Raw genomic sequence first — 11,278 nt, 5'->3', positions numbered from 1 at the left:
ATTAGGAAAGGAAATATAATGAAATGGTTAGCTGGCTTTTGTTTGGCTACATTTTGCAATACCGCATTATGGGCCCAGGACCCGCAGTTTTCTCAATTCTTTTCATCTCCTTTAACCTTGAATCCTGCGCTAACAGGAAACTTTAACGGGACCACAAGAATGGTGGGCAATTTCCGATCTCAGAATGCAGATTATAACAATGCCTATAATACCAAAACAGCATCAGTGGATTTTAATGTGCTGAGCAATAAAATAAAACCATTCGACCGGCTCAGCCTGGGTGTCTTATTCCTTTCGGACCAGACAGGCAATAAAGTACTTACCAATAATCATTTGGGACTGTCGCTGGCATATATGAAAGCATTGGATGAGGAGCAAAAGAGATCCGTCTCTATTGGGTTTCAGGCTGTTTATAATAATAAGCGGTTCAATGCTGCGAATGCCTTATTAGAAGATCAGATTACAACGGGAGGAATCATCAATAGTAGCGGGGATAATATTTTAACTAATGGGTTGAGCAAAACCGCTATTGATGTGAACGCAGGTATTCTTTATCAGTACGCGCCTACCAGTGAGCACCTGTATTATATTGGAGGATCTTTGTTTAATATTCTTCAAACACAAAAAGGATTTGGAAATAATACTTCTGCGGTACCCTTACGTAAATCCATTCATGGCGGCTTAATGAGTCCTGTGGGTTTTGCAGGAACTTTTCATGCGAGCTTTCATTTTCAGCAACAAAAAGGATTTAACCAATTATTGATTGGGGGGGCTTACAGTCATTATATTAAGGATGCCTTGCGTTCTTATGTTGAAGTTTATTTGGGTGCCTGGTATAGAACCGACCAAAGTATTATCCCCTATATTGGTTTCGAATGGAATTACTGGAGACTGGGTTACACCAATGATATTAGTTTTAGCAACCAGCTAACTGCCGGACAATTGCGTTATTCTAACGAAGTTTCTTTACACTACACGTTAAACAAAGACAAGGGTTTATTAAAATACAAATGCGGAGTGTTTTAAATAATATCAGATGGGTCAATTTATTTTTTACCCAATTTAAAAGCCCCGATTCTGGATGAATAATTTTTTGCCCCTTTTTTTAAATAATCACCAACATACCAGATAGTTTCGTCGTCACTGGGGTCAATGGCCGTTTGCGTATAATCTTCCCATCTAAGTGTATTGGTTTGAGAAGCTTCTCCATTAACCAGTATTATTTCATTTATCGTTAGTTTGCCTAATGGATCTCCAAAATGCCTGCCCGCAAATCTTTGTCCTGGATAATCATTTTTTCCGCCAAAAGAATAGCCGATTCCTATATTGCCATATTTGTCAATTGCTGCACTGGCCAACCAGCGAAAATTACTATCGGGCGCATAGGTTCCCTGTTGATATAATTTTACAGAACGGTCTTTGTTAACCAGGAATTCATACCAACGCACACCACCTCCGCCTACTGCTGTATTAACAGAGTGAACCCCCACCACTGATTCACGATTGCCGATTCTTCTGTAAACCAATCTTGCCATCAGTTTATCACCCTGAGCATCCAAACGTTGTTCGGTACCGGGTTGAGGCACCGCTTTAGTCAGTTGTCCTCCCCCCAAATATTGGTAGGGCGCAACCGGAATTTTAACGGGTCCTTCTATTTTAGTATTGGAAAAATTATTCCAATCAACTTTGTATTTCCAAACATAAATACCATCGTCTTCCAATATTTTATTGAGCTGGCTTCCACCTGTTGCCATCATAATGCTTGGGGCTCCAACAGGAGGCAATTGTTTACCGTCAAGGTCTGCATTAATAATGAAATTGACATCTTTAATAATGAATGATTGCTCTTTGGCATCTAAGCCTTTCAACATTTTATTTCTATCAACTACGTATGCATGTCTTTCAATCACATCATCTCCCGTACTGGTAGTTGTGTAATAACCATCAGGCCAAACGGTTGGTCTTGGATAGTCTGGAAATAACTCGCGTTCAAACTCGTAGCGATAATAGGATCCTAATGGATCTGGGCTGGTGCTTACTGCATAGCACATGCAATAGGTTCCTTCCGTTGCTGGCTTTTTGGTTGTGTCAATATTTCTGGAAATTCCTTTTCTAAAAGTGGGCATTACAATCAACCACCTGTCTGCCAATTGATCATATCGCACAACCGCATCGCCATTATTCATATTCTCACAAGGACCACCAAATCCACGAAACACATTGCGTGTTTCTACAGGTCCATGTAATGCGCGACCAGATTCAGAAAAGGTCTTTCCCTTTTTTGTAAAAACAGCCATTCTGGAATTTACAATTTGAACAATATGATCCAATCCAACAGCCAAAGAATTGTCTGATGGATTTCTTAACACCGCTGTTCCCTGAGGACCTACAAAGCTTTCTCCCAAACCTTCAAAACTAGTAAGAAGCCTGGCAGTGTTTTTGCTGCCAAATTGGGTTTGTTCAATATTGGTATTTGTATTTTGAATAAATGCCTTATTCATTACTAGGGAAGAAGACTCGTCATGCTTTACAGCAGATGCGCTTTTTAATTTATCTAAAGAGGGCTGTTGTTGCGCATTAACAGCTATGGTGAAAAGGAAACTAAATCCAATAATTGCAGAAAACCGACTCATGCGTTTAAATTAGTTGTGAATGTTAAATCCTCTAAACTAATAGTTAAAGGCATTTATTGATTCTTCATTTTTGTTGTGAAATAAACTGTTTTTAACCATTATGGTTTAGCGACCCTTTTATTTCTTGTGTGTGTAATTAAAATTCTGGCGTTTTCTTGTTTCACTGTAGTATGATTTCGATGACTCCAGATTTTTTCTCTTGCAAATTTGCCGGAAGCATTTACCTCAACAATGGGTGCAGGATAATCTTTCCCAATAAAAACATTACAGAACGTTTGATCCATTAAACTCATCTTATAGGGTTCGTGAATCAATTCTGCTGGCACATTTTTTAAAGCAGGGATCCAATTTTTTATGAACTGGCCCATAGGATCATGCTCCTCAGACTGCTTTATAGGATTATAGATTCGAATGGTATTCACCCCCGTAGTGCCTGCCTGCATTTGAAACTGCGGATAATGAATACCGGGCTCATAGTCCAAGAATTGTTTCGCCAGATGGTGTACTCCGGTTCTCCAGTCTTGGTAGAGATGATGGCATAAAAACGAAACCAGCATGGCGCGCATTCTGAAATTAATCCAGCCAGTGTCAATCAAACAACGCATACAAGCATCTACCAATGGGAAGCCAGTTTTCCCTTCTTCCCATGCTTTTATGAACGATTCATTTTTCGGATGCTCCAGCAACTCATATCCCTTGCTAATACACTCAGATTCATATCTGCCTTCCACTTCAAACTTTTGAATAAAATGACAATGCCACTTTAATCGGGTGATGGCATTGTTGATGGGCCCTTTAAAAGAAGAAGTCTTTTGTGCTTCCTGTAGGGCCTGATAAGCTTGTTTGATACTTAGATTACCCCAACTGATATAGGGAGAGAGGCGGGTGCAACTTTTTCTGCTTTCAGAAGGCTTGCTGATATGCTTGCTGTAATAGCGCCCTCTTTCATGAATAAAGGTTTGTAAATACCGATGTGCATTTTCTTCTCCTGCGGGTTGAAAGGATACAGGATATTCTTCCAGGCTTTTCTTTAGCGCAAGAGGTATGTTGTATTTGGATTCAAACACCGGTAAAGTGTTTTTCGTGTACTCATTTTGAATAACAGGTGCATGCATGGTGACATACCATTTTTTGTCCCAGTCTTTTCTATCACGAATGGCTCTTACAATTCCGTCTCTCTGAAATTCTTTCCATGCTATTTGATGGGTTGTACAAAATTCCTTGACCTGTTTATCCCTGTCATAGGTGATTTTTGTTCCCGACTCCTGATAACTGAATATATTTTGAATATGGTATTGATTGGAGATTTCCTCAAACGCTTTTATGGCCTCTGCATGAAAAACCGTGACCCTTTGCTGAACCTTTTTCATTGTATCATCCATAGCCAATACCGAATGATACTGGAATTGTAAATGTCTCAGGCTTGTATCGGGGAACCCGATGATGGAGGGCTCAAATAGAAATACAATCAAATAAGGAAGCCCCCCCTGCTCTGCAGCTTGCAGGGGTGCATGATCCTGGGTTCTCAGGTCTCTTTTCAGCCAGACAAGATTGATAGCTATCCTATGATTCACACTCAGATAACAGCGAAGCGGTTAGTTTGTTTTCGCGGGTAACTCAATCTTAAACTCTGTTCCTCTATTGAGTTCACTTCTGATACTAATTTTTCCACCAAGCGTTTCAACCTGTGTTTTAATCATAAACAAACCCATGCCCTTTCCTTCAATATGGGTATGAAATCTTTTATATAATCCAAATACAGCATCTTTATTCTTTTTTAAATCAATCCCTAAGCCATTGTCTGAGAAATAGATAACTATCTGATTATCGACAACTGTAGATTTAATTTTAATTAATGGGTTAACTTGAGGTTGTCTGTATTTAATGCTATTAGAAACAAGATTATAAAAAATACTATAGATATATGATTTAATGGATGTTATTTGATCTACTTCAGAAAAATTAAGTTCAAAAACTACTTTTTCTGATTTAATTAGATTTTCAATGGACTGACTTATTTCTAAAATAATATCAGAAAAACGAATGAAGGTTTTCTGTTCATTCACCTCCCTTCTGATTTGTAAAATAAGACCAAGATCTTTTATTACATTGTCCAGCGCAACAGCAGATTGGTTTAATGCATTAATCAAAACCAGTTTTTCTGATGCTTCAATATCAGACATTTTATAAAGATTAGTCACACCAATAATATTTGCAACCGGCGCCCTAAGATTATGTGAAACGATGTAGGCAAATTGTTCCAGATCTTTATTTCTTTGAATTAAATCATTCATAATCTGAGCTTTCTCATACTCGCTTTCTTTTTGAGCAGATATATCTCTCATAATTTTTGAGGCTCCTATCACCTGATTAAATTCATTGATAATAGGTGAAACGGTTAAAGAAACATCAACCATGGTTCCATCTTTTCTAATTCTTACTGTCTCATATCGGTCGATTATTTGCTTTTCTCTTATTTTAGTGTTAATATCATTTTCCTCATCATGAAGTTCGGCTGGAATAAGTATATATATTGACTTTCCAATTACTTCCTGATCACTATACCCAAGAACTTTTTCGGCTCCCTTATTCCATGATGTGATTGTGCCATCAAGTGTAATACTAAGAATTACATCATGTGATGAGTTCACAATTAAGGAAGACAAAGCCAATTTTTCCTGATAATGAATAGTATCGGTAATATCCTGACAGGTTCCAAAAACCCTGACAGGCTCATTGTGTGAATTAAAAGACAATTTCCATCTTTCTTCAACAAATTTCATAGTTCCTTTTGGAGTTATGATACGATGTTGAATAACATTATATTCTTTTGAACTAAAAGATTCTTTGAAGGCCTTATCTACTTTTTCTTTATCCTCCGGGTGCACATACTTTAGAAATGAATCATGCGTAGGACTGAAAGTGTTTTTATTTAATTCAAATATAGCAAAGGTTTGATCGGACCAGTAAACATGCATATCAGACAAGTCTGTTTCCCAGCTGCCAACATTGGCAGCAGATTGAGCTTCTATTAATCTGTTTTCAGCCTTTTTTCTTTCTGTAATGTCAAGTAATGCCCCCAGTACCGCATCTTGTCCGTTTATATTTTTAATTGCACCAAATAACTCAACATGAATAATTGACTTGTTCTTATGCAATCCCCTCAATTCGCAAGAGTGTATTTTATTTTCCTTTCTGCTATTAAAAAGATATTGATGAAGAATTAATCTGTCCTCTTCAAAAATCAATTCGTCCTGATGTTTATTAATTATATCCGCTGTGTTATAACCAAAAATATTTGCAAACTCTTTATTAATATAAGTATAAAGACCTTCTTTAATAATAAAAGTACCCACTAAAGTATTATCAGCCAGGCTATGGAATCTATTCTCACTGGCTATAAGCAATTGCTCTAGTTTTTTCTTTTCTGTAATTTCTTCGGGCTGAACAACTATAATAGCTGAATTGACATACAGATAATTGATATGTAAATATTTTTCAGCCTTTACAGACTTGAACTTGTAATTGATTTCTTTATCAAAAGATTTTTTTTCAATATGGCATCGATGTAAATCGGCAATAATTTCAGGTTCGTTTTTATAAATTTCACTTGCTTTTTTATTAAGCAGCAGACCTATTTGATTACTTGCAAATTCCGTTGCGGCACGGTTAAAACCAATTAAATAAAAGTCTTCTTCCTCATACTTCCATATAAAAGTGGGCTGCGGTAAGGACTGATATATGGCATCCAATATGGCAGGGTTAATTGGACTTGTTTGAGCGAACGGCTCCATCAGTAAGGATCTTTTTTTAAAAATACGTCATTAAATATAAACTAATCAATAAACAGGTTATTAAAAAGCACTTCAATTAAAGAATTGAAATGGTCTGATCGCTGTTTCGGGTAATTCTGAAACTCCTGATCTGCTGAGGAAACTCACGGAGAGAAGGGGTTTCTACTTCCCAGAAGCCTAGCTCAGGTCGCTTTGAATCTGGAGATGGTTGAGAAGTAATTACACTTAAGTGTCTGTGCCCTGCAACCCACTTGATAAAATTGGGATAAGTATGCAGCAAGGCTAACATTTCAAGGCCTGACCTTTATCTAATTCTTTCACCAGCCAATCATAACGCTCTTTATCAAGATATCCTTTGCCATAGCCATCTTTTACAAGGTGATCATGTCTGTTGGTATTGTCCAACACAATCACTTTCAACGGAAGGTCCGACTTGGGTTCAAAAGTATAGCCTGCAAATCCGGAAGCTACGGCTTACGGAGTAAATCCATGACCTGCGGGAGAACTGCTGCTCTTAACAAAAGTGTCCATGAATTCGTTTCTTGAAATAAATCTTCTGTTGGAATCGGAAGCAACCATCGGAGGTTTTAAAAATTAGCTACCGGACCAGCATCCGCAATTTTTCCATCGGGTGTTTTACCATCTATTACACCCATATAATATCCTCGGCTGTTTAGGGCGTCTCCTAAAGAAAGTCCAAAGTCGTAAGCAGTTTTTTTATGGAAGCGGTTGATGGTTCTCACTGCTGCATCCAGCATATGAGTGGAATAAAGCATCGCTGCAGAGTAACCAGAAATGATATCCCACTTGAAACCATATTAAACTGCCTGAGCAGGTGACTCTTCATCTGTAATATGTATATCGGAAATAGAAAAAAAGTTAGCCAGCAGGGCTGAGTTTTTTACAGCCTCTGGTCTATAATCTTTAGCCATTAAATCCAGTCTTTTCTGATGAGGTACTCCCGTACCATACTGCCAGGTACCATATCCATATTTACTATATAGTGCAACATCATTCGGGCCAATCAAATGAGGATAGGCAGGAATCTGATCGGGAATTAAGGTACGATCAGCTGTTGTTTTGATGGTGGTATCAGAGGATGAAACCATCAAATCCGATTTTTTCTGTGTGGCCAACAAAAACGGTAAACTCAATCCGAGTAGGTAAATAGGAAGTTTTCTGGCAATCAATTTGGTCTTCATATGTATTAGTTTAGGATATACATAAAGTTCCAATTTATTCTACAGCCAGAAAATGATATATGTCAGGTTGCTGTTATATTATAAGAGAATGTTAGTTTAAAGACGAATAAATGACTTCATCCAATCGTTATCTAATTTCTTATTTTTTAGATAATTAATCATTTCAGAAAAGAAATCTACTTGCTTAATACCTTTGGGATGATTTGAAAAGGCAGCATAGATACTATTACCAATATAATGTTTAGGATCAATTCTGGTGGCAAAATAACTAATATGATAATGGGGAAGAGCAAGACCTAATATCATCCCAGGTAATCCGTGAAAACCCTCAGGCCCTCCTTTAGTCATAATTGCATCGGTATAAAAAGCAACAATATATATTGAATCATAAACAAGCCCATTCGCTCGCCTACATTCAAACCCTCCTATATCGCGAGTTTCATCGGTAAGCTTCCACCGGATTTTTACCAAAGAATCCTGAATAATCCTGGATTCATTGTAAGCATTTTTTTCGGCGAAAAATTGATTAGTTGATAAACTACTGAATACCCGATTTTTATCAGCCATTGGCACACCTGTGCCGTGTAAAAAAGGAGAAATACTTCCAACAGGTTGATATAGAGTTGAATCCTTGTTAAAAATCAACTGAAAACTATCAACCCAAAATTGTGGATGTTCTTGACGATAACGCTGAAGATAGGTGGGTAAAGCATCTGGTGAGACTAATTCAGATCCCTTTAAAAAATCGGGTAAGACTGCATATGTGTTGACTTTTCGTTCAAAGACTATTAAACCTCTATCAACTATTGATTGCTGAGAAAAACATAAAACACTACAAATTAAAAAAACAGGTAAAAGCTGAAATGATTTCAACATAAATTATTGTTTTATCTGTTTATACTTTGTGAAATTCCAGGTAGCTGTTAGCATAAAGTATCGTTGAATAGTTAAATAACGATTTTCTGAAAAAAAAGTGGAAGATGCTGATCTTGCAAAACCAGCATTGGAATTCAACAAATCGTTTCCTGAAACTTTTAAAGAAAGCTGATTATTTGATAGAAAACTTTTACTAAGAGATAAGTTCCAGATTAATCGATCAAAATTATTGGCAAATATCATGTTCTTGCCTTGGCGAAAAAATTCAATATCACTATGAAACTGTATTTTATCTTTTATATAATAGTCAACTGATGATTTCATTTTATAAGTGAAAAAATCGTTGCGAGTATTTTTTATGCCCTCTGTCAATCTATTAATATCATACAAAACAGTACCACCTAATTGCATATCATATATTCCAGGCTTGTTTTTAGAAAATAACAAGCCAACTGAGGATGTTGAATAATTGAGCTTATTAAGTGAGGTGTTGATATAACTATAGTTTTCTCCTGTTTTACTGCTTACATCTAGTGTGAATTGTATTTTCAACGGCTCGATTGGCCTTGAGTAAAATCCAGTTATTTCAAAATCCCGATCTATCATGCCAATCATATTTACATATTGTAGTGAATAAGCGCCACTAGTATTAATAGATGATTGCATTTTAATTGGATTTCTAACGCTTGTAACATTCATTACAATAGCAGTAAACGTCTTGCTCAAACTCTTAAAGGATTCGTAGCTAATTGACAGTTTATTTGAAAATGCATTTCGTATCAATAAATTTTCAGAAAATGTTATCAACTGTGAATTATTGAATGCATAAGGAGAAAGTTCCTGAAAAACAGGTGATAAAGTATTGCCTCTATAACTAATTCCGAGGCTGGTATTATCATTTATTGAATAATCAACCCTTCCAAATGGTCTCCATACATCAAATACTTTATCCAGTTTACGTGAAAGTATATTGTCAATTAATGTTAATTGATTTGTACCACCCGCACTACCAAAAGAGGCTTGGAGGTTTCCTCTGTTAAAATTTACACTTAAACTAGCAGTATAAAGTCTCCTAGAATCCTTTCGCATTGTAGAGAAAGAAGGATCAATGTTTCCACCTGGATTAAGAAAACGCCTTGATAAATTTTTATCATCATTGGCATCATTGGTTCCATTTACTGAAATAATATACGATAATGAATTATTTATCTTCTCAGAAAAGCTGATCCCCATCAACATACTTTGATGTGCTTGACTTCTACTTCGCAATAGATCCAAATTCCGTATACTATCGATTATAGGTTTTCCATTATAAAACTCAGTACGAGACAAGTTTACTTGTTGTTCATCATCGCCAGTAAATAAATAATCAAAGGAAACCGACAGCGTTCTACTTGCCTTTTTAAATTTTTGTTGATATAAAAAAGTGGTCTTAATCTTTCTATTGTCATTGCTTGTTGTGCTTTGAGATCCTATTCGATTCAGTAATTGCTCGTTATTATCAATATCAGAAGCTGTATACTGCTGACCAGATTCGCCTTTACTAAATGAGGCAACTGAACTTAAAGTGATATTTGCTGATTTGCTTACTTTTTGTTTATACGAAACATTAGCTCTGTGACTAAATCCGCTTTTTTGAAAATCAGTATTGGCAAACCTGCGGATTGTTCCTGATGGTAAAAAAGTATTGGTATAATTAGAATCAAAACCAGATATATTAAAAATGGAATAATAATAATCTCCATTGAACGAGCTGAAATCATTATTCCATTTATTATCGAAATGTAACCCAGCAGTAGAAAATTCAGGTAACCCCTTTCCATCATACTTCTCTTGCTCATTGTTCAAGCCAAGTTGATTTTTTTCTGTAGACCCTAGTCCAAATTGTCCGATATTATTAGATGAAAAATAACTTGCAAACTTTTGTTTCTTTTTAAAGGCATTTAACATTGCCTGAGTATTTTGTGGTGTGTACTGAATTCCCTTACCAGTTCCTGTTTCAAGCTTTCCAAATACACCTGTACTTTTATCTTGCTTTAACTGCAGGTTGATAACTTTATCTTTTACGCCATCTTCAATCCCGGTAAAAACCGCTGCATCTGACTTTTTATCATAAACCTGAACATTGGCGATCATTTCAGAACGAAGGTTTCTGGTTACAAAAACAGGATCATCACTGAAAAACTCTTCTCCATCAACCAATACCTTTTTAACTTTTTTCCCTTGTGCAGTTATTTTACCACTTGGATCAACCTGAAGTCCCGGTAATATTTTCAACAAGTCCTCAACTGATGCATTGGGAGGTAATTTAATGGCTGATGTTGAATACTGTAAAGTATCCCCTCTTAATTGAATAGAACGGATATTAGATTTTACAACCACTTCTTGTAACAAGACCACCTGAGATATAAAGGAAATCTTACCTAAATCAATTTCTGATTTTGTAGTGTTATTTGCTACAACTTCTTTAGTTAAACTGACATAACCCGGATAACTAATAAACAACAACAAAGGTTGATTAAATCTAAAACCTGAAAACAGAAATTCGCCATTTGACTGACTACGTGTATCGCCTAAAATAATTGAGTCTTTTTTGTTTAGTAATACTACAGATGCATTGCCAATAAACCGATTATTAACACTGTCAAACACATGACCTTTGATACTTGAGCCTTGGGATAATCCAACCAAGCCAAATGAAATAAAAATAATGGTAATGATAAATTTCATATAGGCTAGCTAAGTCACAAGTAAATTATAGTGGTTAATTCTT

General features: G+C 36.2%; 9 protein-coding genes. 1 reads left to right on the top strand and 8 read right to left on the bottom strand.

The window, feature by feature from the left end:
* The first annotated feature begins 18 nt into the window (after positions 1-18).
* On the top strand, positions 19-1,026 hold the full coding sequence (locus P767_RS0111145; RefSeq protein WP_172637541.1) for a PorP/SprF family type IX secretion system membrane protein: 1,008 nt from the start codon (positions 19-21) through the stop codon (positions 1,024-1,026).
* A 20-nt stretch (positions 1,027-1,046) separates the two neighbouring features.
* Here the strand turns inward: P767_RS0111145 and P767_RS16855 are convergent, their stop codons facing one another.
* From P767_RS16855 to P767_RS0111100, 8 genes are all read right to left on the bottom strand, one after another.
* Positions 1,047-2,633: a hypothetical protein gene (locus P767_RS16855; RefSeq protein ID WP_051417310.1), complete on the bottom strand. Its 1,587-nt coding sequence runs from the start codon at positions 2,631-2,633 to the stop codon at positions 1,047-1,049.
* Positions 2,634-2,731: 98 nt separating this feature from the next.
* The gene (locus P767_RS0111135) at positions 2,732-4,207 is read right to left on the bottom strand and encodes a cryptochrome/deoxyribodipyrimidine photo-lyase family protein (RefSeq protein ID WP_037351765.1); all 1,476 of its coding nucleotides are present in this window, start codon (positions 4,205-4,207) and stop codon (positions 2,732-2,734) included.
* A 21-nt stretch (positions 4,208-4,228) separates the two neighbouring features.
* Positions 4,229-6,427: a PAS domain-containing sensor histidine kinase gene (locus P767_RS0111130; protein ID WP_026764557.1), complete on the bottom strand. Its 2,199-nt coding sequence runs from the start codon at positions 6,425-6,427 to the stop codon at positions 4,229-4,231.
* Between the two features lie 76 nt (positions 6,428-6,503).
* Positions 6,504-6,716 (bottom strand): hypothetical protein, encoded by a 213-nt coding sequence (locus tag P767_RS0111125; RefSeq protein ID WP_026764556.1) that lies wholly within the window; start codon positions 6,714-6,716, stop codon positions 6,504-6,506.
* A gap of 298 nt (positions 6,717-7,014) precedes the next feature.
* Positions 7,015-7,203: a hypothetical protein gene (locus P767_RS18360; protein ID WP_157611495.1), complete on the bottom strand. Its 189-nt coding sequence runs from the start codon at positions 7,201-7,203 to the stop codon at positions 7,015-7,017.
* A 42-nt stretch (positions 7,204-7,245) separates the two neighbouring features.
* A complete protein-coding gene (locus P767_RS0111110) occupies positions 7,246-7,629 on the bottom strand; it encodes a hypothetical protein (protein ID WP_026764555.1) in 384 nt (127 codons plus the stop codon).
* 96 nt (positions 7,630-7,725) lie between these two features.
* Positions 7,726-8,505, bottom strand: a complete 780-nt coding sequence (locus P767_RS0111105) for a GLPGLI family protein (RefSeq protein ID WP_037351763.1) — start codon at positions 8,503-8,505, stop codon at positions 7,726-7,728.
* A gap of 3 nt (positions 8,506-8,508) precedes the next feature.
* Entirely contained in the window at positions 8,509-11,235 is a 2,727-nt protein-coding gene (locus P767_RS0111100; RefSeq protein ID WP_026764553.1) for a peptidase associated domain and porin domain-containing protein, read from the bottom strand.
* Positions 11,236-11,278: the final 43 nt, after the last annotated feature.

This window comes from Sediminibacterium salmoneum NBRC 103935, from assembly GCF_000511175.1.
In the GTDB taxonomy this organism is placed as follows: domain Bacteria; phylum Bacteroidota; class Bacteroidia; order Chitinophagales; family Chitinophagaceae; genus Sediminibacterium; species Sediminibacterium salmoneum.
Note: the sequence above shows the minus strand (reverse complement) of the source record. Positions and strands in the feature narration are given on the sequence as shown.

Bases quoted from the DNA above. Each gene is read 5' to 3' on its own strand.
- P767_RS0111145 (WP_172637541.1), top strand. From the start codon at position 19: ATGAAATGGTTAGCTGGCTTTTGTTTGGCTACATTTTGCAATACCGCA.
- P767_RS16855 (WP_051417310.1), bottom strand. From the start codon at position 2,633: ATGAGTCGGTTTTCTGCAATTATTGGATTTAGTTTCCTTTTCACCATA.
- P767_RS0111130 (WP_026764557.1), bottom strand. From the start codon at position 6,427: ATGGAGCCGTTCGCTCAAACAAGTCCAATTAACCCTGCCATATTGGAT.
- P767_RS0111125 (WP_026764556.1), bottom strand. From the start codon at position 6,716: ATGTTAGCCTTGCTGCATACTTATCCCAATTTTATCAAGTGGGTTGCA.
- P767_RS18360 (WP_157611495.1), bottom strand. From the start codon at position 7,203: ATGCTTTATTCCACTCATATGCTGGATGCAGCAGTGAGAACCATCAAC.
- P767_RS0111110 (WP_026764555.1), bottom strand. From the start codon at position 7,629: ATGAAGACCAAATTGATTGCCAGAAAACTTCCTATTTACCTACTCGGA.
- P767_RS0111105 (WP_037351763.1), bottom strand. From the start codon at position 8,505: ATGTTGAAATCATTTCAGCTTTTACCTGTTTTTTTAATTTGTAGTGTT.
- P767_RS0111100 (WP_026764553.1), bottom strand. From the start codon at position 11,235: ATGAAATTTATCATTACCATTATTTTTATTTCATTTGGCTTGGTTGGA.